The sequence below is a fragment of the Sporosarcina sp. JAI121 genome, assembly GCF_013408665.1.
Taxonomy (GTDB): Bacteria; Bacillota; Bacilli; order Bacillales_A; family Planococcaceae; genus Sporosarcina.
The window spans coordinates 74,768-101,008 of record NZ_JACCCL010000003.1 but is presented as its reverse complement, the minus strand read 5'-3'; the positions used below and the strand labels follow the sequence as shown (position 1 = coordinate 101,008).

At 39.9% G+C, this 26,241-nt stretch carries 19 protein-coding genes, 1 other RNA gene and 1 pseudogene; 3 read left to right on the top strand and 18 right to left on the bottom strand.

Annotated elements, in window-relative coordinates; translation table 11 throughout:
* Positions 1 to 84: 84 nt before the first annotated feature.
* The 4 genes from HDC33_RS14300 to HDC33_RS14285 form a co-directional block, all read right to left on the bottom strand.
* On the bottom strand, positions 85 to 1,035 hold the full coding sequence (locus HDC33_RS14300; protein ID WP_179393238.1) for a DMT family transporter: 951 nt from the start codon (positions 1,033 to 1,035) through the stop codon (positions 85 to 87).
* Between the two features lie 484 nt (positions 1,036 to 1,519).
* Positions 1,520 to 1,885: a hypothetical protein gene (locus HDC33_RS14295; protein WP_179393237.1), complete on the bottom strand. Its 366-nt coding sequence runs from the start codon at positions 1,883 to 1,885 to the stop codon at positions 1,520 to 1,522.
* Between the two features lie 105 nt (positions 1,886 to 1,990).
* Positions 1,991 to 2,470, bottom strand: a complete 480-nt coding sequence (locus tag HDC33_RS14290) for a DUF2247 family protein (RefSeq protein WP_179393236.1) — start codon at positions 2,468 to 2,470, stop codon at positions 1,991 to 1,993.
* Between the two features lie 285 nt (positions 2,471 to 2,755).
* Positions 2,756 to 3,142 (bottom strand): YrhA family protein, encoded by a 387-nt coding sequence (locus HDC33_RS14285; protein ID WP_255457443.1) that lies wholly within the window; start codon positions 3,140 to 3,142, stop codon positions 2,756 to 2,758.
* A 138-nt stretch (positions 3,143 to 3,280) separates the two neighbouring features.
* On the opposite strand from HDC33_RS14285, the gene istA reads away from it, so the two are divergent.
* Complete coding sequence (gene istA / locus HDC33_RS14280) at positions 3,281 to 4,825, top strand: IS21 family transposase (protein WP_179393235.1); 1,545 nt, start codon at positions 3,281 to 3,283, stop codon at positions 4,823 to 4,825.
* Between the two features lies 1 nt (position 4,826).
* Entirely contained in the window at positions 4,827 to 5,573 is a 747-nt protein-coding gene (gene istB / locus HDC33_RS14275; RefSeq protein ID WP_179393234.1) for an IS21-like element helper ATPase IstB, read from the top strand.
* 380 nt (positions 5,574 to 5,953) lie between these two features.
* Here istB and HDC33_RS14265 read toward each other — a convergent pair whose 3' ends face one another.
* The 4 genes from HDC33_RS14265 to HDC33_RS14250 form a co-directional block, all read right to left on the bottom strand.
* Positions 5,954 to 6,178, bottom strand: a complete 225-nt coding sequence (locus tag HDC33_RS14265) for a T7SS effector LXG polymorphic toxin (protein ID WP_179393233.1) — start codon at positions 6,176 to 6,178, stop codon at positions 5,954 to 5,956.
* A 299-nt stretch (positions 6,179 to 6,477) separates the two neighbouring features.
* Positions 6,478 to 11,190, bottom strand: coding sequence for a DEAD/DEAH box helicase (locus tag HDC33_RS14260; protein WP_179393232.1), 4,713 nt, complete (start codon positions 11,188 to 11,190; stop codon positions 6,478 to 6,480).
* 824 nt (positions 11,191 to 12,014) lie between these two features.
* On the bottom strand, positions 12,015 to 13,424 hold the full coding sequence (locus tag HDC33_RS14255; protein WP_179393231.1) for a hypothetical protein: 1,410 nt from the start codon (positions 13,422 to 13,424) through the stop codon (positions 12,015 to 12,017).
* A gap of 5 nt (positions 13,425 to 13,429) precedes the next feature.
* Positions 13,430 to 13,897: a DUF6932 family protein gene (locus HDC33_RS14250; RefSeq protein ID WP_179393230.1), complete on the bottom strand. Its 468-nt coding sequence runs from the start codon at positions 13,895 to 13,897 to the stop codon at positions 13,430 to 13,432.
* A 368-nt stretch (positions 13,898 to 14,265) separates the two neighbouring features.
* Here HDC33_RS14250 and HDC33_RS14245 point away from each other — a divergent pair.
* Positions 14,266 to 15,024: pseudogene (locus tag HDC33_RS14245) on the top strand (tyrosine-type recombinase/integrase); the annotation flags it as partial.
* Between the two features lie 134 nt (positions 15,025 to 15,158).
* On the opposite strand, the gene ssrA reads toward HDC33_RS14245, so the two are convergent.
* The 10 genes from ssrA to gap form a co-directional block, all read right to left on the bottom strand.
* Positions 15,159 to 15,518: a transfer-messenger RNA gene (gene ssrA, locus HDC33_RS14240) on the bottom strand.
* Between the two features lie 80 nt (positions 15,519 to 15,598).
* Complete coding sequence (gene smpB / locus HDC33_RS14235) at positions 15,599 to 16,066, bottom strand: SsrA-binding protein SmpB (protein WP_179393229.1); 468 nt, start codon at positions 16,064 to 16,066, stop codon at positions 15,599 to 15,601.
* A gap of 49 nt (positions 16,067 to 16,115) precedes the next feature.
* Positions 16,116 to 18,428 carry a ribonuclease R gene (rnr, locus tag HDC33_RS14230; RefSeq protein WP_179393389.1) on the bottom strand — a complete coding sequence of 771 codons (2,313 nt, stop codon included), beginning with the start codon at positions 18,426 to 18,428 and terminating at the stop codon, positions 16,116 to 16,118.
* 68 nt (positions 18,429 to 18,496) lie between these two features.
* A complete protein-coding gene (locus HDC33_RS14225; RefSeq protein ID WP_304625757.1) occupies positions 18,497 to 19,252 on the bottom strand; it encodes an alpha/beta hydrolase in 756 nt (251 codons plus the stop codon).
* Between the two features lie 496 nt (positions 19,253 to 19,748).
* Positions 19,749 to 19,976, bottom strand: a complete 228-nt coding sequence (gene secG, locus HDC33_RS14220) for a preprotein translocase subunit SecG (protein WP_179393227.1) — start codon at positions 19,974 to 19,976, stop codon at positions 19,749 to 19,751.
* Between the two features lie 208 nt (positions 19,977 to 20,184).
* Positions 20,185 to 21,480, bottom strand: coding sequence for a phosphopyruvate hydratase (eno, locus tag HDC33_RS14215; RefSeq protein WP_179393226.1), 1,296 nt, complete (start codon positions 21,478 to 21,480; stop codon positions 20,185 to 20,187).
* Positions 21,481 to 21,494: 14 nt separating this feature from the next.
* A complete protein-coding gene (gene gpmI, locus HDC33_RS14210; RefSeq protein WP_179393225.1) occupies positions 21,495 to 23,021 on the bottom strand; it encodes a 2,3-bisphosphoglycerate-independent phosphoglycerate mutase in 1,527 nt (508 codons plus the stop codon).
* Positions 23,014 to 23,775, bottom strand: coding sequence for a triose-phosphate isomerase (tpiA, locus tag HDC33_RS14205; RefSeq protein WP_179393224.1), 762 nt, complete (start codon positions 23,773 to 23,775; stop codon positions 23,014 to 23,016). The genes gpmI and tpiA overlap by 8 nt, the downstream gene beginning before the upstream one ends.
* A gap of 15 nt (positions 23,776 to 23,790) precedes the next feature.
* Positions 23,791 to 24,972, bottom strand: a complete 1,182-nt coding sequence (locus HDC33_RS14200) for a phosphoglycerate kinase (RefSeq protein WP_179393388.1) — start codon at positions 24,970 to 24,972, stop codon at positions 23,791 to 23,793.
* 111 nt (positions 24,973 to 25,083) lie between these two features.
* A complete protein-coding gene (gene gap, locus HDC33_RS14195; RefSeq protein ID WP_179393223.1) occupies positions 25,084 to 26,091 on the bottom strand; it encodes a type I glyceraldehyde-3-phosphate dehydrogenase in 1,008 nt (335 codons plus the stop codon).
* Positions 26,092 to 26,241: the final 150 nt, after the last annotated feature.

Genomic DNA, 26,241 nt, shown 5'->3' with positions numbered 1-26,241 from the left:
GCCATGCTGAAAAAGGCACAGACAAAAATGTCCATGCCTTTGAAATACAAGTAAATTATGCTTAGTCTTTTCCTAAACAACCCTTTACTTTTTTAAGCTTCCTGATACGAGGATAGACCCTAAAAGTACGATGATTGCGCCTAGGACAAATTGTATATTTACCGGAGTGCCAATAAACACAATTTCGGTTAAGATCGCCCAAAATACATACGTATTGTTCAGTGATTGCCCCCTAGCAGCTCCGATTAAATTAATTGACGAATAGTATAAAGAATAATTAGCAGTTCCTAAAAAACCGGCGATGACGATGATCCAAACGATGCTGGATGTCGCCGCCTCAAATACTAAAGGATAGCCATGCAGCAATGGGACGAGTATTATTGCATAACTGAGAGCGGAAGTAATTTGCCTAATATTAATCGCATATAGCGGTACGACTTCTTTTCCTCTCATCCCCCAAGCACCGATTACACCTTCAAGCCCCCAAAAGATAGCAGCCCCTAACGAAAACAATATTCCAATGAAAAAGTTACTTTCGGTGTCAAACTTCGTTGGTACATATGCTATAACAATGACTCCAATAATACTCAATACAACGCCGGACCAAGTTTTTTTGTTCATTTTTTCCTTCAAAAAAAAGAATGCAAGCACGGCGCCTATTCCAGGAAATATAGAAGCAATACTTGCCGCATAGGTGACTCCCGCATATTGAATACCAAGAAAGTAAAAGCTCATTGCCAAAGGTCCACCTGACAATGCGGCTAACACTAAGATTGCTCCACTTTTCGTTTTAAACAGCTTTAACACATTGAAAAATTCGCCCTTAATGATCATCAGCAAAGAGATCCATAATGAAGAGAAAAAGTCGTGCATGAACGCGGCTATAATTGGAGCAATCATCACAGCCTCTTTAAATGGAGTACTTGCGATAATAACGCCAATGATTACCGTATCGACTCCCCATGCAACAGCGGAAACAGCCCCTAAGCCTACACCCTTTTTAGCTTCTTTACTACTTTTACCTTTTTTAGTCATCCACTTTACCTCTTCTCGAATTGCTCAACTTTTTCAGCGGATACTCGCATGATATAAACTTGATAAACAGGCATTATGATGAGTATAAGGACGAGATGGAAATGAAACATGCCCAATGGAAATACTTTTCTTAGCTAATTCATGCCGTAACAATTTATTCTTAATTTGCCTATTGTGAGTGGAATTATACATTCAAAACAAAACAGGGTCAGACAACGCTTTCCAAATTCCTTCATTCGATTTCACCCAGAATTCCCCAATTTCCTTTGTTGTCTTCTTTCAGCATGGATTTTCCATTTGTTGAGGAATTACTCTTGAGTAGATACAGTCATTCAGCAAAAAAGAGAAATAGGATTTATCCCATTTCTCAAAAGTAACTCTTTGACAAAATGAAAATCAGACAAATTGGTGATATCTGATTTTTTATATATTTATTCAGGCGTGTTAATTGTTTGTCTATGTGTGACGCACAGGTACTCAAAAATCATTCATCGGAATGATCGTCAATCGCTTGAACAGCTAGTTCCAATGCTTTAATTCTTCTTTCTAAAAGCGTTCTTTGAGGACTACCTGCCTTTGCCTTAACATAAATGCCCTCAATTGATGGGAATAAACCAGTAAGAACATTGCGGGCTTCTGCCAAATCTTCACGGGTGTTAGTATGCGGTCTTTGATCCCAAACGTCTTCCAGCATGGCTAAGCCAATGTAAACAGCTCTGAGTCGTTTTTTTATTAAGGTAGTATTTGCGCCCTTCTGAGTCATCGTAGCCAAGGCATTTTCGAGTTTACTGATTGTCGATTGGAAGGATTTTATTGATTCCAATTTAACTACATTTGATACGCTTTCCATTTTAGCGCTGTCCTCTCTTCATCATTTGAATTATTTTCCTTTGTGTCAAGCACAGTACCCTTCAATTCGTTGTTCTTTCTCTGCCCGTAGAATCAAGTAAAATAGCTAACTACATCTCACACTCTCCATTTTTAAAAATTTATCTAACCTATTTACCATATCTTCTTTCGTAGTTGGAACTTCTTGAGGGATATAATTAACAAAACTCACCATATCTTCTGGGTAGTGATGATTTCCATAAAACTCTGCAATTTTATTTAATAATTCATTATCTTCTTTATATTTTTCTTTTATTTTAGATAAACAAACAAATCTGAGTTTTCTATTCTCCTCTACCAATATTGTGCTTTCTTCATCTAATTGAGGGAAATAATTAGTTTTTATCTCTAACATCACTTCTTCTAAATCTTCACTAGATACTCCCCATGCAAGCTTACTAACAAACCCACTTTCATCACCAATCTCCATCAACTCTACCGCATAGTCAGAAATAACGTCTTTATTAAAATGATTTTCTTGGACACCTACAAAAACAGTTTTCCAATCATACTTAATATGTCTATTTTTCAAATCTTTTAAGTTCATATTATTCACTTCCTACTTTTTTAGAGTTTGATTTGGCTTACCCGTTATTACACCATTTTCAATGAATCTCCTGTGGCTCATGTCACCATTTGGCTCAATAATCCATTCAAAAACACCTTTTCCGTTCTGACCAGCTTTATCCGTACCCTTACCAGCATACTCAAAAGTATAATTTCACATATATTCACTGCCATGCAACTTTAATGAGCACCTGACTTTAATCAAGTTTTTTAAAGTCCCTCATATTTGAAGATATCAAAAAATCGCCTGATGATATACTATGTTTTACAAAACACTCTTCAATGCAGTATTGATCATTTCATCGAAACTGTTAAATTCATCCACTATATTCCCTCTTGGCTTGTCGAGTTCAAGGAATACATAATTGTCTATGTCTAGACAATACCAAGAAATATTTGAATCTCCAAAAAATAAATAATTACTATCCCATTCATTATCTCGCCAAATTTCATTTGCTCCAATAAAACCATTATTTTCATCATTAGGTTTCGCATTGTAGATAACTAGTCCATTAAATTCTAGCCCATTTACTTTTTTTAGCAAATTTTCATATTCACTTATCCATAGATTTTCACTTATATTTCTTGAAATCCACTCTTTTATGGTTTGAATATTTTCATCGTTTACAGGTAATATAATTGATTTTTTCAATATCAGCAGGCAATTGTAACTGCTAAACTAAAATGGACAGTTTTTGCTTGATAGAACTGAACACTTTCCGCCCACAATTCCTTCTACTAGTTATACTAATAGAGTACAGAATAACTAGTGTATTGGAGGATCAGGAAGGTGCTGAAGTTAGAAGTGATTGTAGAAGTGCATCAATTGAAAAAGCAAGGATTTAAAATATCTGCGATTGCGAGGAAATGTAATTTATCTAGAACAACAGTCTACGAATATCTAGAGATGAATCTTGAAGAGGCTTACGAATGGGTGAATAAATTGAAAACAAGGGAACGGAAATTGGATCCCTATCGGGATAATATTCTGAGCTGGTTGAAGGAGCATCCTGATCTATCAGCTTCTCAAATCTCAGATTGGCTGGAGGAGCGTTGTCATTTCAAGGATGTCGGCGACAGTACGGTTCGTACTTATGTAAGGGAGCTGCGAGAGGAATATCACATTCCAAAAACGCTAAGCTATCGAAGTTATGAGGCCGTTGAGGAGTTGCCCAAAGCAAAACAGATGCAGGTAGATTTCGGAGAGAAGAAGGTGAAAACCTCCGAGGGAAAAACCACTAAACTGTATATTATTGCCTTCGTCCTATCCCATTCGCGATTTAAGTATGCCGTATGGCAGGAACGTCCGTTTACTACAAGGGATGTCATTCAATGCCATGAGAAGGCGTTCGAATTTTATGGAGGAATGACTGAAGAAATCGTCTACGACCAGGACAAGCTTATGATTGTCAGCGAAAACGGCGGTGATATTATCTATACTGAAGAGTTCCAGGCATATAGGCAACAGAGGGGGTTCCGTATCTATCTTTGCCGAGGTGCAGATCCGGAATCAAAGGGAAAGATTGAGAATGTGGTGAAATTTATTAAAGGAAACTTTGCGAAGAATCGCGTATTTCATCAGCTGGATACTTGGAATGAGCAGTGCCTGGCTTGGCTAGAGAGAAAAGGAAATTACCAAGTGCACAATACAATAAAAAAGAGACCTGTCGAAGTGTTTGCCCTGGAAAAGCCACACTTACGAAAAGTCTCCTCCCTGCTTTCTTTCGAAAGCAACCATGGGTCTAGTATAACAAGGACGGTGCACAAGGACAATATTATTAAATTCCAATCTAATCGTTATTCAGTCCCTTTAGGGACGTATAAACCCAACGGAGACAATACAGTTCGTATCCGGATTCTCGAAGACCAGCTAATCATCGAAAAGAATCACGGAGAAGAACCCTTGGCTGTTCATCGTCTTTCTAAGGGAAAAGGCCAACTTATAAAAAACGCCAATCACGGTAGAGATAGATCGAAAGGGATAGCTGCATATATGGAGACAGTCAAAGAATCTTTCGAAGATGGCGAGAAGATTCAACTGTTCCTTGATAAAATTCATCAGCGTTATCCGAGATACATAAGGGATCAGCTTCAGATCCTTCAAAAGGCCGTAAAAGAATTCAGTCCCTATATCCCGTCGGCCTTGGATATCTGCATTGACAGAGGTTTGTGGAGTGCGAATGATTTTCGTGACGTAGCGAAACATCTGGCGGGGATTCAGATGCGCGAGGAACCAAGTCTTGATAACGGTTCCCGGAGCGCCTCCCAATATTACAAAGAAAAAGCCACCGTTAGGGAACTGCATGGTTACCTAAAGATTCTGGGAGGTGCGTGAGATGAATTATTCTGTGGAGGATTTACAAAGTCAGTTTCAGCGGCTAAGGATGACAGAAACATCCAAGGAGCTTCCAACGTTTCTGAGAAAGGCAGAGTCTAATTCATGGACCTACCAGGAATTTCCAAGAGAACTACTTACGTATGAGGAAAGACGACGTGAAGAGAAGATGATAGAGAGGCATTTGAAAATGGCTAAATTCCCTTATCAGAAGACCCTGGAGGAATTTGATCTAAAGGAACAGCCTTCAATCAGTGAACGACAGCTTCGACAGCTTCGCGAGCTCTCGTGGCTTGAGGAATCATTCAACCTAATATTTCTAGGCCCGCCGGGCGTAGGGAAAACACATATCGCAATCGGATTGGGGCTAGAGGCGATACTTAAAGGTTATCGCGTCTTATTCATTTCAATGGGGGAACTGATTCCCCTTCTGAAAACGGAGGAATACCTTCGTAAATCGCAGCTACAGATGAAAAAGATCAGAGATGCCGACCTGGTCATCATTGATGATCTGATGTATATGGCGATGGATCAGAACGAGGCCAACCTGTTTTTTCATCTCGTTAATCATCTTTACGAACGAAGCTCGATTATACTAACATCCAACAAAGGGCCGGAGGAATGGGGAGAGTTACTGGGAGACCAGGGAATCACCACGGCGATCTTAGATCGCCTTCTCCATCGCTCGGAAGTTCTCCACTTGGATGGGGATAGTCATAGAATCAAACATCGACAGACATTATTTTAAGCGAAAAGTGTTCAAAATTAATGAGCAGAAAGTGTTCAATACTACTTGACGGTTACAGCAATTCTAAAATCATGTTCTCACCTCTACTTTTTAGTTGTTGGATATATAACCCCTTTTTGGAGTAGCCATTTAATATTATTTGAATCTCCAACTTCCATGCCTTTAGTTAAATCCTTTTGTGAATTGGTTAGAACTTTATCATATGGACTATTTTTAATTAATATTAAATTTCATTAACCATTTGTTCCTCCATTATCTAAAGGTAGTTTATGATGAACCTGATATCCATCTGGTACCAATCCACTTTTCAAATTTTTAATATCTGTTTCTGTTAAACCTGCATCAAATAGTTGTTTAAGATTTTTCTCTTCATTTTGCACCTATGTAAAACGGCTCTGAAATAGCTTGAAAAACTGAAGGAACGGCAAGTGGCAATCCGCATAAAATGAACGGATTGCATTTCCCCCTTCGCCTTTCAACGAATCTTCTATCGCAATGAGTCCTTGAACCGCTCGATGGATGGTATCCATTTCATTGCCTAGACGAACAAGCATCGTGATGTTTTGATGTTCATCCTTAAATGGATGAACATCAAGTACCTTCAAAGTTTTTTGAAATCCTATGAAGTTATATGACATAAAAAAACGTCAAAACCTTGCTTCATAAAGGTTTTTGACGTTCATTGAAACTCATTTAAATTAAACTATGAAGACGGCGGGAGTCGAACCAACAGTCTCATTAAAAGCTATGACACCAATGTTTCTAGGGGTTTATAGCTGCTATTTAAATTGTTTGAATACGCTTTTAACTACTTTTAACAAAAAATATAGGTTGCGGGGCTATGATTTAAAACTTTATCCATAAACACTTGTCTGAATTTATCACGAACTAATTAGATAGATTCTTATTCTACTTCATAATTTGGTAGTTCCCTTATTATATTCTGAGTTTCAATAGCAACAGTTATAGCACTTAAAAGTAAATTCAATATATACTTTGGATCCTCTGAATATTTATTAGGATCATCAATAATATTTGATTTTTCATCATTACCAAATTTATATTGTTCTATTATCCATTGAACCACTGATTTCCCATTTATTAAATAATCGTATACTTCCAATGGAATATTTTTTATAATTATATCTTTATTAAAAATTACAGTGGTTAAATCATTCACCAACTTTTTACTAGAATCTCTCACTTTACCATATTTAATCTTTTCAACCTTATAAGATGGTGGAGAAGATACATATTCTACAATAATATCTGAGTGTGCTTGTTGAATCTCATAATTAAGATGTAAATTCACCAGCTTTTCACCAATCTCAACATATTTTTTTAAATTCTTCACAAGAGGAATTCTAGGAATTGCCTTTTTTAGATCATTAGAGTAGATAGATTTATATTCTTCTGAATGTAATAATGCATAGACATAGTAAAATACGCTCTTATCATCTAAATTTAATTTCCTTTGTATATTTTCGAAGATATTGGAATTTATTTCACCACTAAATAATCCACTCATCTCATTTAAATATAAAGGATATACTTGTGCACCAGCTTCCATCAAATTGGCATCTACAACATTATTTGCAACAAACACTGAGAAATCCTTTTTAGCACCTGTACCACTAATAATAATAGCTAAATTTTCTTCTTTAAAGTAGGTTTTTAATTTACCTGGTCTAGCTATCACATTATCATCATAATAAAGCCACTTTTTTACAAACGGACGATACAATGTGATTGTTAAATTACTTTCATCTAATTGTAAAACTTTTTTATTCACTATATATCGCTTTAACTCGTCACTCCATTTAATAAAAGACTCCGTCGTGTTAATTTCTGATAAAATAGTTGATTTATCCTTGATATGTTTTAAACGCTCTACTTCAGAATTATAATTCATTACTAGTCTATTAACATTTTCCTTAACATGAGATTTAGAAAAACCATATACCCAAGTATCACGTTTACTTTGAATTCCAATTGCCTTTGATTTAAAGTAACTACTTTCATCTCCAAACATGGAATCATAACTCAAATAATTTTCATCTCTTTGATTAATCCAATCATAATTATTATCAGGTTTAATTTCTATCCATTGAATTTTAGACAAAGATTTAATATTCTCTACCGTTTTTAATTTTTCTTCTTTTGTTAAATAATCTTCCATTTCTTTATAATAAATATGATGATTGTCAGAACCATCTTTGACTAATAATGCTATAGCAATACCAGCTCTACTACCAGAACCAAATATTTTCCCACCCTCTTTTCTTGAGAGTTCTCCTTGGGTTCTTTGATCCCCACGTAAATTAAATATATAAATGTAATTAAATTCTTCTCCCCAACATTTTCTTAAACCATCTGTGCTTTGACTATCCAAAAATGAATTATTAGTAATAAATCCAATTACACCTTTACCGTCTAATCTATCTGTAGCCCATCTATATGCCTTTATAAAAGAATCGTAAAGCGTATGAAGAGCATTAGCTTTTGAATATCTTGCATACGTGTCTACAATTTTACTTTCTAATATCGGGTGACTTTGATTTTGATTATTATCATTTTCACTTTTTTGTCTAGCTGAATATGGAGGGTTACCAATAATCGCGTAAATAGATTCCTTTTGCTGACGTTTTAAGCGATCATTATTTTCATTAAAAAGCTCACTATTAAATGTGTCTTTTGTTTCTGTACTTTCAAAGGTATCTGTTAAAACAATTCCTTCAAATGGCACATAGTCTCCGCCATGTAAATTATGGAAAGTTTCTTCTATATTAATGGCAGCAATGTAATAGCTCAATAGCACAATTTCATTAGCGTGAATTTCTTGCGTGTATTTACGCAAGAAATCTTCTTTTGGAATTAAACCACTTTGTAATAAGCGTGTTATAAATGTACCCGTTCCGGTAAACGGATCGAGTAGATGAACACCTTCGCTCGCCAATGATTTGCCGAAGTGTTTTTTCAATACATCATCTACGGAATGAATAATGAAATCCACTACCTCAACTGGTGTGAACACAATTCCAAGTCGTTCGGTTGTTTCTTTGAAACCAACTTTGAAGAACTTATCATATAGTTGAATGATAATATCTTGCTTGGCTTTTAAATTGTCTACACCCTCAGCACGCACACGTACACTATCGTAGAACGAATTTAGTCGCTCTTGTTCTTTCATTAACCCTCGTTCGTCTAGAATGGCTAAAATAGATTCCATTGATTTAGAAACAGGGTTATTGTGAACAAAACTATATGAATCAAATAACGCTTCAAATACAGGCTTAGTAATTAAATGCTGTGCTAGCATTTCAATGGCTTGTGTATCAGTAATTGAATCATTGATATTGTAACGTAAACTTTTTACGAACTTTTGGAACTCTGTATAGGCTTGACTATTCGTATCTTCTATCATTACTCGAATGCGTAACATATGCTGTTGAGCAATTTCAGCAACGTCTTTTGACCAATCCTCCCAATAACGCACATTTCCCACTTTACGAACAATCTTACCGTAGATAGCACGTTCTAAATCTGTTAGATCTTCTTCTGTCAGCATAAGTTCTAATTGGTGTGTAACAGGCGTTAATTCGCCATCTTCTGGAGCCTCACCTACACCAATAATTTGAATCTGTTCAGGTTTTTTCTTATTTAATTCAAGCTTATTAATCGATGCGTCAAAACGCTCGTCCAATGAACGCAGAGCATTTAATACTTCCCAAACGACACGATATTTTTCATTGTTATCCAGTACACCGTTTGTGTCCTTACCTGCTGGTACACCAATCGGCAAAATGACATAACCATAATCTTTACCGTCTGTTTTACGCATGACACGGCCTACCGCTTGGGCAATATCAATTTTTGATTTTCGTGGTTTCAGGAACATAATAGCGTCTAAGTCCGGTATATCTACACCTTCTGTTAAGAAACGGGCATTTGATAAAATGCGGCATGTGTTTTCTGGCACATCACCTTTTAACCAAGAAATCTTTTTGTTCTTTTCGAGTGCATTCATTGAACCATCCGCATGGTCAATTTCAACATTATATTGATGTTCATCGTCAGGATCTTGATTCAAATATTGGTCAACAACATGTGCAAACATATCTGTAATTAATTTTGATTCACGAATTGTACCTGCAAAGGCAATGGCGCGTTTCATTGGTGCCCCTAGAGCTTCATCTGAATTACTTTTTCGGCGTACTAGACCATTCCAACAACCAATGATTTTGGTTACATCGTCAAATTCTAATTCCGAATCTTTATTAGCAAACATTTGTTGGAAGCGACGAGCAATCATTTCTTCATCAACAGCTAATACCATTACTTTATAATCTGTTAAAATGCCATTACGAATGGCATCACCGAATCCAATACGATAAAATTCTTCACCGTATAGCACAGGGTTATCCATATCAGCAATCACAACGGACATTTCTGCTGCTTTTTCTTTAGCAGCCTCACCATATACACGAGGAGTTGCCGTTTGGTATAGACGTTTTGTAGTTTTAATATTTTCATCATAATGAACTTTTGTGAAACTACTGTTTTCTTTATTTAATTCTGTTGCTCCTGTTGTTCTATGTGCTTCGTCACATACTACTAAATCGAACTCATAGAATCCGTTTTGCTGAGCTTCAATGATTACATCAATGGATTGATATGTTGAAAAGACACTTAAAAAATCGCCTTTCCCTTGATTGTTTTCAATACGTTCTTGGTATTCTAAAAGCTTTTCAGCACTTGTCGTTGCTGGGTAACCAATATCCGCCACTGTAATATCTTCAAACTCATTTTTACTTTCTTGTTTTGTTACTTTACGATCCGAACAAACAGCAATTGCATCCATATTGTAATTTGTATCAGCAGTCCACCCTCTCAATGTTTGAGAAAGTAATTGAATGCTTGGCACTAAATATAGAACCCTGAAAATACTACCTTTTTTCTTTGCTAATTCTTCTGCAATAGCCATAGACGTGTATGTTTTCCCTGTTCCAGGAGCCATGATAAGCTTTCCACGATCCGCTGTTTCAAAGCCTTTTACCACATCTTCAATAGCTGGTAGTTGATGAGGACGGGGTGTTTTCTTGTTTTGTACTTTTACCTTTTCAGGCGCACTAAAATTAAACTCTGACCAATCAATCGTACTTTCTTTTAATTGCGTTAATGAAATACGAGTGATTACCTTATCACGACCTGCCAATGCATCTTCAGCATTTTTCCCCCAGTGATCAGTAGATGCAATGATAATCCCTCTTGAATAAAATTTCTTACCAACTTCGTTTAAGAATGAGTCAATATGTTGCTTTTGGATAGTTGTGTCTTCTGAATAATATTTACATTGAATTGCAACAAGATTCCCTGTTTCACGTTCCCTTGCAACTAAATCAACACCTGTATCATTTTTAGGTATTTCATATTCCACTGGTACCTCATTTAACATCCATACTTTATCAAATAAGCGTCCATACATTGGCTCATTTTTAAAATATGTACATGATAACAACTCAAACATTGTGCCTCTATCACGTTGTGTACGATATGCTACATCCATTTCTTTAACTAATGAAATGAAACTATTTGAGCTTTTTAATTCTGTACTCATTTATTACACCTTACTTTCAAATTTCAAATTAGCACTCTTTAACTGATTCAATTGTTTATCCCTTTGATTATACCAGTTATACCGCTCACTTAAAGAAACTATACTGAAATTCAATATAAAGGGAAAAATAAGTGGGTTTCTCTTAGGACCACAGTTTTATATGCAAAAGGGGGTACCCGACCGTTTCATAACCCGCCTCTTTCTTACAACTGTTGTTCATTAATTTGGATAAATAGCACTTTTTTGTTTAACAGAGATGATATGCATGGTGAGTGAAGCGTAACCATGAAGATATACGTATGGGAAAACTATAACGATTCACGGAGATAGAATGAAAAAGCCTCCAAAAGATAGAAAGCACACAGCACTCAAATATCGAAATATTTTCCAACTTCTAATATAAAAACACGCAGCATCTATTAACTAGATACTACGTGTTCCTTGCAATCATCTTTATTATCTTTCAGCTTTCGCTTCTTTATAAAACGATCCTAACTGTCTTCGGTCTTCGGTATTCGATAATCTGTTCACGCTGTGCTTGCAATTCATTTCGTTGTTCATTGAAATAACAATCTGCACAATCTTTAGAACAGAAGCAGCGTAGTCGAACCAACCGTTCAAATAAGTGCTATAATACTAGCATTGATAAAGCTTAATACATTCTAAACTGTATATGATCACACTACAGCGTATATGTTCCAAATATTGCTTTTAAGTCGTCAATTTAGTGAGAAATATTCAAACTTGGCGTTTTTTTATTTGTCCTTTTTCAGTTTTAACTCCCCACTTCTACCTTTGCCATATAGACAGTAATATTCTCCACTTTACATTACATCCTCATATAAGGCATTTTCTAAAAGTTCTTTATCTATTGGATCCTCTAATTCACTAATATTTATCCTTTCCCCTAGAACTTTATATGCAATACCAAAGGGGTCTTCTTTATCTTGTAAATTGTGCGCCGCCCCCCACCAATTTCCCCCGCTTTTAGAGAGATAGTATGCCGCCTGGTTTGCTAAAGCACCCACGTCTATTCCATTAGTAGTTGCAACTGATTGTACTGCTCTTTTCAAATATTGTATCCTACCATTTGACAGGGTTACACATTTATTTAGTAATTCTTCAAGCCTACCATCGAAAATTACATCGGCAGCAAAGTTATTGGCATCTAATTCTTCCTGATTTTTATTACCTTCAGACATTACATCTTGTATATCAACTACATCTCTCGTTAATAAATGAGGCTCTTGTGTTGCATGCCAGTATTCATGTAATAAATCAAACAACCATCTGGCATTTGATTTACTCTGTTGTTTCAAGACAATCACGTTTCTTCCATCAATTCTCCAACAAGCAGCGTGAAACCCCCCTTTTAACTTTAAAGGTAATACAGGTATCCCCAAATGCCAAACATATTGAATACAATTTTCTATGTTTAACTCACCGTATTTTTCAATAATTGCTTTACGAAATTTATTTGGATCTGTCTCCAACATCTTTGACGGTATATCGTTTATTTCTGTAATCCTTTTCGAAATATGAAAAGCATATGATGTATGTAGATATAAAGTATCTGAATTTAAGCCGTTAGGAACTTTATATCGAACTGACACGGGACTATAATCTATTTGTTTTCCTAGAAGGATAGCATTTGATTGTTCACCAAAGATTCTTTGTAAAGCTGAATATAACTTCAAATAACCTTCTAATAAGTTATATTCCTCTTTTAATTCAAATGGTACCAATCTGTTAAAAATTGAACCTAATTTTGTCTTAAGATCTCTTTTAACTTTTTCGGAGTTAAACAATAATTCTCTCAACGTATGCGGTACTTCAATGTTTAAGCTATTTAATAAATTCTTTAAAAGTTGATTGTCGGCATCAACAAATAAATTCTCCTCATGTTCAATCAATTCCGACTCCTCAATTCCAAGCCTTGTTGCTAAAGTACTCTCGCTAATACCTTTTGCAATCCTATACTTAATAATAGTTTGAGGAAGGTCTGTTGGTTCCTTTATAATGATGGCATTAATTCCTTCATTTTTTAATTTATTATATTCTTGAATCTGAATTTGTAAATTCTCCACTTCACCATATATAGCTTTACGGTATATCTCTTGTTTTCTTGGAGAAAGTTCCTGTATTGATTCATCCTTCTCCAATCCTTCAAGTGTTGATAAAAAATGTGCTAAATTTTCCTCTGAGATACTTAATTCAAGATCATTTTTTATCAAAATTATCACTCCAATTTTATTTTAATTATTCCTTTAGGCTCTTTAGTTTTTTTGTTTTTTTGAAAAAAGTCTAAATATATTGTTCCATTAGGTTGAGCCTTAATATAAGCTGGGAAAAACTCCCCTTCATAATACTTCTTCATTTTTTCTCTGCCCGTGCGTGATGCATCCAGTAATACCTGATCAATTATTAGATCGTTAACTTCTTCTAAATCATATAAGGCATCAAAATCACCAGGGTTTTTTTTATTTGTTACAAAGCTACCATCTATATAAATTATTGTACAACCCGACTTCGTAAATTCCTGAATCGCTTTCTCTAGACCCTTTAGCTGTAGTTTTCTTCTGTGGTTTACACCATATCTCACTTTAAATTCATCCCAAGTAGTTTCATGAATCCCAGGCGGAAGATCTCCATTTGCAACGAAAGCAGGAATCGGGTGAATTGTCTTTAGTTGGGATATTTTATTCATCTCACTTCACCCCATTATTTAGTATTTTAATCACATTTTACTATATAACGATTAAATACACAAAATAAACTGGCTAATATTATCTATAGGGATAAACAAAAACGCCCATAATCGATGTTATGGGCGATGGATTTTACTAAAACTATATAGCGGCAGCTAACCTTTATGATAATTCTTCACATTAACTTCTCAATCCTTTTTACCTTTCTGATTCATCCATTCACTGATTTGCTTATTAGTTCCGCCGTTTTCTATGTCTAATGTATTTCAGTTGAAGTATAGCGTGCCACGATTCAGTCAATAATCATTACACAATAAATACTCCTTATTTAAGATATGTTATCTCTTCGCTGTGTTTTTGATTCATGGTAAAGGCATATGCTGCGAAGGTGTTAGACTTTGCGATCAAGCGTGGCTATATACAAACCAATCCGTTTGCACACGTAGATATGCCCGTCACCACCTCTAAGAAGGCTATTGTAACGGACGAGGATGAGGCGGAGAACTTCTATACTCGTGAACAACTTATTAGGTTCCTATCATGCTTAGAAACAGAAAGTAACTACAAAGCATATGCCCTATTCCGATTACTAGCGTTCAGCGGTATGCGTAAAGGAGAAGCACTAGCTCTTACGTGGAATGACTTGGACTTCATAACAAACGAGCTACGCATCAACAAGGCCCTTTCACGTGGTAAGGATAATCAGCTATATGTGAAATCCACGAAAACAGGCGTTGCTCGTACAATCAAGATGGACGACAAAACAATGGCTGTGTTAAAAGCGTGGAAGAAAAAGCAGAAGCAAGATTATTTAGTACTGGGATTTAATACGTTGCAACCAAAGCAACTTGTATTTAGCAATGAGCACAACGAATACATGCAGCCTACAAAAACTCGTAAGTGGATTTTACATGTACAGAATAAATACGATTTAGGAACAATCATAACACATGGTTTGCGCCATACACATTGTTCATTGTTATTCGAGGCGGGTGCTAATTTGAAGGAAGTGCAAGATCGTTTAGGACATAGTGATGTACAAACGACAATGAACATCTACGCACACGTTACGAAAAAGGCGAAAGAAGAAGCAATACTGAAGTTCGCTAGCTATATTGAGATGTAGATGGATGACTACGCTTTGACTACGTTTTTGACTACGTTCGATTGATATTCATTGAAATCAGATGACATAGGGCAAAATAAAAAACCCTTGATATACAAGGGTTTTGATACCATATGAAATCCTATGAATTTCTAATATGGAGACGGCGGGAGTCGAACCCGCGTCCAGAGGCTCCAACACTTAAGCATCTACGCGTGTAGATTGTCTATTTGGATTCGCATAGCACTATGCCGGCAATCAGGGCGTCATGTACGCTATCTTGGAAGTCTCTTCCGACTGCCTCAAGAGGCAACAGTCGTCGTATCCCACTAAAGGTTGAGCCCTACAACGCCACATGGGCGATGGAATTGCAAGGCAGATTCAACAGCTTATGCTGCGAATGCTAGGTTGTTGTTAGTTTTGCCTGTTATTATAAGGTGTCGTTTCTGACGGAGCCGAACCCTCCGACGCGCAACTCAAGCTCAGACCACCCCTGTCGAATCCGTAACGTCCCCGAAAAGGGATGTCAGGATAACCTAATGAAAGGTTTCTGAACTACTTACTATAGTTAGTATAACTTATTTCGACGCTACTTTCAATACTTTTGTCTATCTCTCAGTGCTCGGTCAATTTCTCGTTTCGCGTCTTTCTTCTTGAGATCTTGGCGTTTATCATAATCTTTCTTCCCTTTACCGACGCCGATCAACACTTTCGCGAAGCCGTCTTTCAAATACATCTTAATCGGGACAATCGCGAACCCTTGCTCTTTGGTTCGTCCAAGCAATGTGCTGATCTGCTTTTTATGTAGAAGCAGTTTTCTGGAACGCAGTGGGTCATGATTGAACTGGTTTCCAAAATCGTATGGACTTATGTGCATATTGGAGATCCATGCTTCATTATTACGGATTCGTACAAATGCATCCCGCAGCTGTACTTTGCTGTTTCGGATGGCTTTGATTTCTGTTCCTTGCAGGACGATTCCTGCCTCGATTGTTTCTTCTATTGCAAAGTCATGATTCGCCTTCTTGTTGACGGCGACAACCTTGCCTTGGCCTTTCGCCATTCCATTCACCCCTTGTGAAAACCTAGGAGCGGACTAGGCCGCCCCGGTTTTACTTTCTTTTTTTAGGTTTGCCGGATCCTTTTTTCGCAACGTTTTCGTAAAACTTTTTCTTTTTACTATACGTTCCGCTCTTCTTTTTATCTTTGGATTTGTCTCCGGACTTATTGTTGCCTTCTTTTTTGCTTGCATGGATGACTTTTGGTGATTCCCTGCGTGTGCGGTGGAATGATGGTTTCATCCCGACAATTTCAAAATCGATTGCCGATTCTTCGGGTTTCACGGCAGCCACTTTGACTGTCACTTCATCGCCGAGTCGGAATTGCTTGCCGGTATGTTCACCAATCATCATCATTTGCCTATCATCGAATCGATAATAATCATCCGTCATATAACTGACATGGACAAGTCCTTCGATTGTATTTTCCAGTTCGACGAACAAACCGAAGTTTGTAACCGATGAAATAACACCATCGAATTCTTCCCCGATTTTGTCGAGCATGAATTGCGCTTTTTTCAATGACTCCGTATCGCGTTCCGCTTCAACCGCACGACGTTCCCGTTCAGATGTATGGGTCGCAATGTCGGGTAAATTCGCACTCCAATGCGCAATCGTTTGAGCAGAAACATCCTTCTCGAGCAAATACGTACGGATTAACCGGTGGACAATCAAGTCTGGATACCGGCGGATGGGAGCTGTGAAATGCGTATAGAATTCCGTTGATAACCCAAAGTGACCGAGACTTTCATCCAAATACTTCGCTTGTTGCATCGAGCGGAGGAGCATTGTTGAAATGACTGTTTCTTCAGGCAGCCCTTCGATTGACTCGACAATTTCCTGCAATGCTTTCGGATGAACTTTATTGCCCGTTCCTTTTACGACAACCCCGAAATTCGTCAGGAATTCGAAAAAGCGCTGTAACTTCTCCGCCTTTGGATCTTCGTGGATTCGGTATAGAAATGGAACTTGGAGCCAGTGGAAATGTTCTGCCACCGTTTCGTTCGCTGCAAGCATGAATTCCTCAATCAGACGTTCAGATACGGTACGTTCCATAATGACAACATCTGTCGGCCATCCTTTTTCATCGACAAGAATTTTCGATTCCTTGAAATTAAAATCAATTGCGCCGCGGTCTTCCCGCTTTTGTTTCAAAATAGCCGCAAGGTCCGCCATATGATTGATCATAGGGACGACATGTTCATATTTCGCCAGTAGCTCTTTGTTTTCATCTTCGTCTTTGCCTTCAATTATTCTATATACTTCGTTATACGTCATGCGTTCTTTCGAGCGGATGACACTCTCGAATATTTCATGGTCTATCACTTTACCGTTGCGGTCGATCTTCATTTCACATGACAGAGTTAGTCTGTCCACACCCGGATTTAACGAACAAATTCCATTTGATAACTTATGTGGCAGCATCGGAATGACCCGGTCAGTTAAGTAGACACTTGTTCCGCGGTCGAAGGCATCCTCATCCATCGGTGAATTTTCCGTTACGTAATAACTGACATCCGAAATGTGGACGGATAACGTATACGTACCGTCATCGTTTTTCACAACGGAAATGGCATCATCCAAGTCTTTGGCATCTGCACCATCGATAGTCACGGTAACTTCTTCACGAAGGTCGCGTCGTTTGAACAAATCTTGCTCCTGGACTTCATCCGGAATATTGTTCGTTTGGTTTATCACTTCTTGAGGGAAATCGACTTCAATCCCATGTTTATGAATGATGGATAAAATGTCCACTCCAGGGTCATTTCTGTGACCGAGGATTTGTGTAACCATACCCGTTGCGGATTTCGTCTCATTCGGCCATTCGGTTATTTCAACAACGACTTTATGACCATCCACCGCATTAAGCGAATCGCCTTTGCCGATGAAAACATCCATCGGTAATTTTTTATCATCGGGAACTACGAAACCGAATCCCTTATTATCTTGATACATCCCGACTACTTTTGTCGTTTTGCGTTCGACAACGCGAGTGATTGCTCCTTCTCGTCTGTCGCCAGATGTACCATTCGTGACACGCACGAGAACAGTATCTCCATTCATCGCACCGTTCACTTCATGAGGCGGGATGAAAACATCGTCCATACCTTCCGTTTCCGGTGCTACGAAACCGAATCCCTTGGCATGCCCGATAAATTTCCCGCGCATTAAGTTCATACGTTCCGGAACGCCGTAACGATTCGTTTTTGAGCGGATAATCTGCCCTTTTTGTTCAAGGTCATTCAGCATTTTGACAAGCTCTTTGAACTCAGCCGCCTGCTCAAATCCCATCAATTCTTGGATTTCTTGTACGGTTAACGGTTTATATGATTCTTCCCTCATCAAAGACAGGAATTTTTGTTGCATGTCTTTCTCGAAACTATCCAATTGCGTCACTCCTTCTAGGTATAAAACATGATCATTAGTCCTATTCTTTACACATTCCAGTCTAATGATTCCAAGAATCTTAAAACATCTTCATGAAGCTTCACTTTCTCTGGTCCGAGTGTTATAACATGCCCTGATTGTTCATACCATTCAATCTGTTTTTTGTTTGATTCAACATTTTCATAAATGATGTTCGCGGAGTCTGGATCGATCACTTCGTCTAGTGTACCTTGCACGACGAACAGCGGTGCGTAAATGTGATCGGCATGTTCCCGTACATCGTATACTAGCTCGCGAAGATCATTGAGTGAAGGCATTGTTTGACTGCGTAATGCCTCAATATCTATTTCGATTTCTTCCGCGCTTTTTCCTTCATATTTCTTATACTCACGTGCATATTTGAGAACACCTTCATACATAAGATCTGTCGTTTTCATCGTCATCGGCGCGCACATTGTGACAATTCCCTTCACAGGCTTGTTATACCCCAATTTGAGTGAAAATACGCCACCAAGCGACAATCCTGCTACTGCAATTTCGTCATATCCAGCTTCCTGCAATTGTTCATAACCGGCAAGAACGTCTTGCCACCATTCATCTGGTCCTGTATGTATTAATTCCTCCGGCGGTACACCATGCCCTTTATAATGAGGCGCAAGAGTTGTATAGCCTTTCTTTTCGAGAAAACGTCCCAATATCCGTACGTCTGCTGAAGTACCTGTAAATCCGTGAAGCAGTAAAACTGCACGCTTCCCTCTTTCAAAAAAGAATGGTTTAGGTTGTGCAATTCTCAAGACAATCATCCTTCCCTAGAAAAGCGAAAGGCGCCCGCTTAGACGCGACAGGCATAAGACGGACCGGCGACGCGGTGAACTTTTCCGCATAGCTGGGCCGACTTATGACCCGAGCGTCTGGCGCCTGTAGCTAGACATTTTTCCATCGTGAAAAACTCATACTTTCTTATTTGATTCAATTTCATAATTGCTTATATTAGATGAAAGCACGAACAATAACAAACTTTTTTAATCGGTTATTCGTTTGTATGAATGAGTTCCGTTGATTGTAACGGAAGGCGGCGACTCCAGCGGGAACAGCGCGAGCTGAAAGCCCCGCAGGAACGCAGTGACGAGGAGATTGAAGCCGTGCCCGCGGAAAGCGTCCGCCTGGAGCGGAAATCAACCTTGTTCGGATTTTAATACAAAAACTTCTATTATAAAATTGACTCATTTTTATAAAAAACGCCCGACCAGTCGGAAGGTCAGGCGATAGTAGTCTATTTATAGTTTCACAAGCTAAAAGTTATACTTTCACAAGGGCGATTGCCAAAACGATAAACAAAACGGCAAGTACGACAGTAACCCGTTGAAGTACAAGGTCAAGTCCACGCGCTTTTTGTTTTCCGAATAGCTGTTCAGCTCCACCAGAGATGGCTCCTGATAGACCTGCACTTTTTCCAGATTGCAATAATACGACTACGATCAATGAGAGTGCTACGATTACGAGCAGTGTCATCAGCAAAGCATGCATTTTGTTCCACCTCCCGATTCGAACTTCACAACAGTTCTATTTTACCAAAGACAGGGTGGCGTTACAACCTATTGTTCTAATTTTAAGACAGAAGTCTATATAATCAAAGGAGTTAACCGCCATCAAACAACAATCCATTCATCGTACTGCCCGCCAATTCCCTCGCAAAAATTGAAAAAAACCCGCCGAAACGGGTTTCTTCCACTCATTATTTTTTCAAGTTATAGAATGTCTTAACGCCAAGGTAAGAAGCCGTCTCGTCCAGCTGGTCTTCAATACGGAGCAGTTGGTTGTATTTCGCAACACGGTCCGTGCGTGAAGGAGCGCCTGTCTTGATCTGGCCGGCATTTGTTGCAACTGCGATATCAGCAATTGTCGTATCTTCCGATTCACCGGAACGGTGAGAGATGATAGCCGTATAGCCAGCGCGTTTCGCCATTTCAATCGCATCGAACGTTTCCGTCAATGTACCGATTTGGTTCACTTTAATAAGGATTGAGTTACCAATGCCTTCTTCAATACCGCGTGCCAGTTTCTCCGTGTTCGTTACGAACAGGTCATCACCGACAAGTTGTACTTGTTTGCCCAAGCGGTCAGTCAAAAGCTTGTGACCCGCCCAGTCGTTTTCATCCAAGCCGTCTTCGATGGATATGATCGGATATTTATCGCAAAGTTCCGCGTACCAATCAACCATCTCAGCAGATGTTTTAACGATGCCTTCTCCAGCAAGATTGTATGTGCCATCTTCTTTATTGTAAAATTCAGATGCCGCAACGTCCATTGCAAGAAGAACTTCTTCACCCGGCGTATAGCCAGCTTTTTCAATTGCTTCGAGGATGATGGATAGCGCTTCTTCGTTTGAAGCTAGATCCGGAGCGAATCCGCCTTCATCGCCAACAGATGTATTCATGCCTTTTGCTTTTAATACAGCTTTCAAGCTATGGAAAATTTCAGTACCCATGCGAAGGCCTTCGTGGAATGAATCCGCGCCGACCGGCATAACCATGAACTCTTGAATATCGACGTTGTTATCAGCATGCTCGCCGCCGTTTAAAATATTCATCATCGGTACCGGCAATTGTTTCGCGTTAATACCGCCCAAGTATTGATAAAGGGGGATATCCAAATAATCGGCAGCAGCATGTGCAACGGCGATCGATACACCAAGAATTGCATTCGCACCCAATTTCCCTTTATTATCAGTTCCATCAAGTTCAATCAGTGCATTGTCGACCGTTACTTGATCGAGAACTGAATATGCATCTTCCAATTCTTCCGAAATGACCTCATTGACATGGTCAACCGCTTGAAGAACCCCTTTGCCGAGGTAGCGATCTTCATCACCATCACGTAATTCCACCGCTTCATATTCACCTGTCGAAGCGCCGGAGGGAACAATTGCCCGACCGAATGCACCGCTTTGTGTGAACACTTCAACCTCAACTGTCGGATTTCCACGTGAATCAAGTACTTCTCTAGCCTGAATAAGTGTAATGATTGGCATGTCATTCTCCCCTTTTAAAATAATGGTGTGCCGGTCATTTCTGCCGGTTGTTCTATTTGTAACAATCTTAACATTGTTGGTGCCAAGTCCGCGAGTATACCGCCTTCACGAAGCACGATCCCCGGTTTCGTAATTATGACCGGAACAGGATTCGTCGTGTGCGCAGTCATTGGTGCCCCGTCCTGGGTCGTCACTTCATCAGCATTGCCGTGATCGGCCGTGACGATTGCTGAACCGCCTTTGGCATGGATCGCATCGATAATCTTGCCTAAACATACATCGACCGTTTCAATCGCTTTGATCGTCGGTTCCAACATTCCGCTATGGCCAACCATATCGGGATTTGCGAAATTAAGGATGATTGCATCAAAGCGATCCGCTTCAATTCCTTCGATAAGTGATTCTGTCACTTGAAACGCACTCATTTCCGGCTGCAAATCGTACGTTGCAACTTTCGGCGAGGCGACCAAGATCCGTTCTTCCCCGTCGAATTCATCTTCCCGTCCGCCACTCATGAAGAAGGTGACATGCGGATACTTTTCGGTTTCCGCAATACGGAGTTGGGTCAATCCGTTCCGCGAAATGACTTCGCCAAGCGTATTATCCAAGTTTTCACTATTGTAGACAACATCCGCAACGATTTCGTCACTATAATGCGTGAACGTCACAAACTTCAAGTTTTCATACTTTTTCGTTCCAGTTTCAAATTCGTCAAACGTACGATTCGTTAAAGCGCTAGATAACTGAATGGCACGGTCGGGACGGAAATTAAAGAACACTACAGCATCTCCGTCTTCAATCGTCGCAACCGGCTTTCCAAGTTCTTCAATGATGAAGGGTACAACGAATTCATCATGAACGCCTTGCTTATACGATGCAAGGATGCCCGCCGTCGGTGTTGCCGCCGTAAGGGCTTTACCTTCTACAACCGCACCGTAGACCTTTTCTAGACGCTCCCAGCGCTTATCCCGGTCCATTGCATAGTAACGGCCCGATACGCTCGCAAACTTACCGACTCCGAGGTCTCGCATAACCTCTTCAGTCTTTTCAATATAATCAAGCGCCGATTGTGGACTTACATCCCGCCCGTCCAAGAAAGCATGGACGTACACTTTGTCGAGTCCATTCAGTTTTGCCAGGCGGAGAAGTGCGAATAAATGTTCATAATGACTATGTACACCGCCGTCCGACAGCAGACCCATCAGATGGAGTGCAGAGCCATTTTCTTTCGCATGAGCAACTGCCCTCAAAAGGGTTTCATTATCGAAAAAGTCCGCTTCCCGGATTGATTTATTAATACGGGTCAAATTTTGATAGACGATACGTCCGGCTCCGATATTCAGATGGCCCACTTCGGAGTTCCCCATCTGTCCGTCGGGAAGACCGACCGCTTCCCCGCATGCTGTCAGCGTTGAATGCGGGAAGTTGTTCCATAGCAAATCATAATTTGGTTTATTCGCCTGTGCAACAGCATTTCCGAGCTTATCATCCCGCAGGCCGAAACCGTCAAGTATGATAAGCGCTACTGGACTTTTACTCATGTGCACCAGCCTCAAGCAATTTCAAGAAGGATTCAGGTTCCAAACTTGCGCCGCCGACAAGCGCGCCGTCGATGTGTTCCATCGTAAGAAGCTCTTCGATATTATCCGGTTTCACACTGCCTCCGTACTGAATGCGGATGTGGTCCGCCACTTTTTCATTGTACAGTTCACCGATAGTTTTGCGGATTGCACCGCACACTTCATTCGCATCTTGTGCAGTTGCAGTTTTCCCTGTACCGATCGCCCAGATCGGCTCATATGCAATGACCGCTTTTTCCGCTGAATCAGCGCTGATGCCTTCGAATGCTTGTTTCACTTGTCCCGCCACTAACTCGACAGTTTTACCGCTTTCGCGTTCTTCAAGTGATTCTCCCACGCAGACGATCGGTGTTAGATTGTATTCGAACGCGGCGTGGACTTTTTTGTTGACGGATTCGTCTGTTTCATTAAAATACTGGCGACGCTCGGAATGCCCCAGGACAACGTATCCTACTCCGATTTCCGCGAGCATAGCCGGACTGACTTCACCCGTGAATGCGCCTTCTTTTGTGTCGTGCATCGTTTGTGCGCCTATACCGAGAGCCGATCCTTTTGTCATCTGTACAAGTTCCGACAAGTAAAGGGCAGGCGGACAGATGACCGCTTCCAATGTTCCTGAAACCGGTACTCTTCCTTTCACTTCCTCAGTGAAGCTTTTTGCTTCTTCGGCAGTCTTATACATTTTCCAGTTACCCGCAATAATTCGTTTACGCAAACTAGTTCCCTCCGATCAGTTATCGTTCAGTGCAGTGACGCCCGGCAGGTCTTTTCCTTCCATGAATTCAAGAGAAGCCCCTCCGCCGGTAGATATATGATCCATTTTGTCCGCTACGCCAAATTTTTCGACGGCGGCGGCTGAATCGCCTCCGCCAATGACCGTATAGGCTTTTGTTTCAGCCATCGCTTTAGCGACTTGTTGTGTGCCCCCAGCATATGGCTCCATTTCAAACACACCCATCGGTCCGTTCCAAATGATCAATTTCGAATCGTTAATGACATCTGCATACAATGAAGCGGTTTTTGGTCCGATATCAAGACCCATCCATCCTTCCGGTATGGAATCGATGTTCACCGTTTTCGTATTCGCATCTTTGGAAAATTCATCCGCTATGATGACGTCGATCGGTAAGTACAAATTAACGCCTTTTTCTTTGGCTTTTTGAATGAATGATTTTGCAAGGTCGATTTTATCTTCCTCTAGGAGAGAATTTCCGGTTGCATGTCCTTGCGCTTTTGTAAATGTATACGACAGCCCGCCTCCGATCAGCAGGTTATCCACTTTGTCCAATAGATGATCAATGACGCCAATTTTGTCTTTCACTTTGGCTCCCCCGATAATCGCTGTAAATGGACGCTCAGGTTCCGATAAAGCTTTTCCTAGAATATCTAATTCTTTTTCGAGCAGGAGGCCGGATACAGCCGGTATGTATTCCGCTATCCCAGCAGTCGATGCATGTGCACGGTGTGCAGCGCCGAATGCGTCATTGACGAACACATCAGCAAGTGCAGCAAAGCTCTTAGCCAGTTCTGCATCATTCTTTTCTTCCCCTGCATGGAATCTGACATTTTCAAGCAGAACGATATTGCCGTTTTTCATTGTTGAAATGGTTTTCTCCACATCTTCCCCAATGGAAGAATCGAGTTTTGTCACGGGCTTGCCAATTAGCTCCGCAAGTTTTTCCCCTGCAACAGTAAGCCGCATTTCTTCATTCACTTCACCTTTTGGGCGACCTAAATGGCTGGCAAGAATCACTTTCGCACCTTGTCCCACCATATAATCGATTGTCGGGATTGCTGCACGGATCCTTGTATCATCCGTTACTTTCCCGTCTTCCATCGGCACATTGAAATCCACCCGGCAAAAAACCCGCTTGCCTTCGAGCTGCATATCTTTCATCGTCTTTTTCGACACCATGAAAACCGCCACCTCCATGTAATTAAAAAAAATGAGGAACGGGATCCCCGTTCCTCTAACCCAACTATATTATAAGGGGTCTTATCGTTTGTGGCTATATTTAACTGTTTACAAGCCTTTTTGAGACATGTAAAGCGCTAAATCGATACAGCGTGCGGAGTAAGCCGATTCGTTGTCGTACCAAGAAATCACTTTCACCATGTTATTTTCAAGGACCATCGTTGAAAGACCATCTACAGTGGATGATGAAGTGTTTCCGTTATAATCTTTTGATACCAATGGAATTTCATTATAATCCAAGAAGCCTTTCATCTCATTCTCAGATGCCTTTTTGAATGCACTATTTACCTCTTCAACCGTCACGTCTTGCCCAAGTTCAGCAACAAAGTCAACAAGTGACACGTTTGGCGTTGGCACACGCACAGCCATGCCGTCCAGTTTCCCTTTCAATTCAGGAATAACTTTTGTCACTGCGGATGCAGCACCAGTTGTTGTAGGGATCATTGATTCAGCAGCTGCACGGGCACGTCTGTAATCCTCATGCGGCAAGTCCAGGAGATGCTGATCGTTTGTATAAGAATGGACTGTTGTCATCAGGCCGCGTTTTACACCGAATTGATCGTTTAGCACTTTTACGACCGGTGCAAGACAGTTTGTCGTACATGACGCATTTGAGATGATATTATCTGTTTCGGGATTATACGTCTCATGGTTAACACCCATAACAAGCGTTGTCATTTCGCCTTTTGCAGGTGCAGACAAGATCACTTTTTTTGCGCCTGCTTCAAGATGCTTGCTCAATGCATCTTTGTCGCGGAATACGCCAGTTGAATCGATGACGACATCGACTTCTAATTCTCCCCACGGAAGTGCTGCTGGGTCCTTCTCTGCATACACTCTCACTTTTTTGCCGTTGACAACAAGATGATCATTATCTGAGCTGACCTCAGCGTCAAATACGCCGTGTACAGAGTCATACTTCAGAAGATGTGCAAGCATTGCAGCATCCGTTAAATCATTCACTGCCACAACTTCAATTTCCTCTTGTTTCAATGCTTCACGAAAAACAATGCGTCCAATACGGCCGAATCCGTTAATTGCAATTTTTACTGTCATAATCTATTCCTCCAAGTTGTTTTTATTTTATATATAGTACATATTTAAGAATTTAACCAATGACAAAGGCTGTTGCTTTCCGTTTCAGCACTCGCTTTCCGCGGGCGTTGCCTCAGCCTCCTCGTCGCTACGCTTCTGCGGGGTCTTCAC

What these genes read in the sequence shown, in the direction of transcription:
- HDC33_RS14300 (WP_179393238.1), bottom strand. Translation starts at nt 1,035, where the DNA reads ATGACTAAAAAAGGTAAAAGTAGTAAAGAAGCTAAAAAGGGTGTAGGC.
- HDC33_RS14295 (WP_179393237.1), bottom strand. Translation starts at nt 1,885, where the DNA reads ATGGAAAGCGTATCAAATGTAGTTAAATTGGAATCAATAAAATCCTTC.
- HDC33_RS14290 (WP_179393236.1), bottom strand. Translation starts at nt 2,470, where the DNA reads ATGAACTTAAAAGATTTGAAAAATAGACATATTAAGTATGATTGGAAA.
- istB (WP_179393234.1), top strand. Translation starts at nt 4,827, where the DNA reads ATGAATTATTCTGTGGAGGATTTACAAAGTCAGTTTCAGCGGCTAAGG.
- HDC33_RS14260 (WP_179393232.1), bottom strand. Translation starts at nt 11,190, where the DNA reads ATGAGTACAGAATTAAAAAGCTCAAATAGTTTCATTTCATTAGTTAAA.
- HDC33_RS14250 (WP_179393230.1), bottom strand. Translation starts at nt 13,897, where the DNA reads ATGAATAAAATATCCCAACTAAAGACAATTCACCCGATTCCTGCTTTC.
- smpB (WP_179393229.1), bottom strand. Translation starts at nt 16,066, where the DNA reads ATGGCGAAAGGCCAAGGCAAGGTTGTCGCCGTCAACAAGAAGGCGAAT.
- rnr (WP_179393389.1), bottom strand. Translation starts at nt 18,428, where the DNA reads ATGCAACAAAAATTCCTGTCTTTGATGAGGGAAGAATCATATAAACCG.
- HDC33_RS14225 (WP_304625757.1), bottom strand. Translation starts at nt 19,252, where the DNA reads ATGATTGTCTTGAGAATTGCACAACCTAAACCATTCTTTTTTGAAAGA.
- secG (WP_179393227.1), bottom strand. Translation starts at nt 19,976, where the DNA reads ATGCATGCTTTGCTGATGACACTGCTCGTAATCGTAGCACTCTCATTG.
- eno (WP_179393226.1), bottom strand. Translation starts at nt 21,480, where the DNA reads ATGCCAATCATTACACTTATTCAGGCTAGAGAAGTACTTGATTCACGT.
- gpmI (WP_179393225.1), bottom strand. Translation starts at nt 23,021, where the DNA reads ATGAGTAAAAGTCCAGTAGCGCTTATCATACTTGACGGTTTCGGCCTG.
- gap (WP_179393223.1), bottom strand. Translation starts at nt 26,091, where the DNA reads ATGACAGTAAAAATTGCAATTAACGGATTCGGCCGTATTGGACGCATT.